The 467-nt window shown below is 68.7% G+C and carries 2 protein-coding genes; both read right to left on the bottom strand.

Going from position 1 to position 467, the window contains the following annotated elements; all coding sequences use genetic code 11:
• On the bottom strand, positions 1-191 hold a 191-nt coding region (locus BN4575_RS22850; RefSeq protein ID WP_218060803.1), incomplete at its 3' end, for a hypothetical protein.
• 108 nt (positions 192-299) lie between these two features.
• A complete protein-coding gene (locus BN4575_RS22845; RefSeq protein WP_368664548.1) occupies positions 300-461 on the bottom strand; it encodes an acyl-CoA dehydrogenase family protein in 162 nt (53 codons plus the stop codon).
• Positions 462-467: the final 6 nt, after the last annotated feature.

Here is a 467-nt window from a genome sequence, read left to right as displayed (position 1 = left end):
GCGAGCTCATCGTCGACGCCCGCCACCGGCTTGAGGAGGCTGACCACCGGCGTCGCGCCGAGCGGCGGCGGCGCGCGCCGCGCCCTCGAGCGATGCCGCGCGATCCTCCAGTGGAAGGAGGCCTGAAGCGTCGCGTAGATGGTGGATGACAGCGCCGTCGGCGCGACCGTCGCCAGATGTCCCCAGTCCATGGATGTCCATGGTGACGGAGACGCGTGGCGTCTCGATGGCCGGACCGCAAACCCAGCGCTGCCTTCTCGCGACCGAGGCGTGACAGCGCCTCATCGCGCCCTGACGCCTCAGCTGATGCGGCCGATCAGCTCCCGCGTGATGTTCTTCTGATGGGACTCGAGCGTGCCGCCGCCGATCTCGAGCAGCTTCGCGTCGCGGAAGAACCGCTCCACCTTGTACTCGGTGCAATAGCCCCACCCGCCGAGCACCTGGATGACGTTGTCGGCCACCTCCTT

This window comes from Aeromonas sp. EERV15, assembly GCF_900079845.1.
Lineage (GTDB): Bacteria > Pseudomonadota > Gammaproteobacteria > Enterobacterales > Aeromonadaceae > Aeromonas > Aeromonas sobria.
This window is presented reverse-complemented; position numbering and strand designations above follow the sequence as displayed.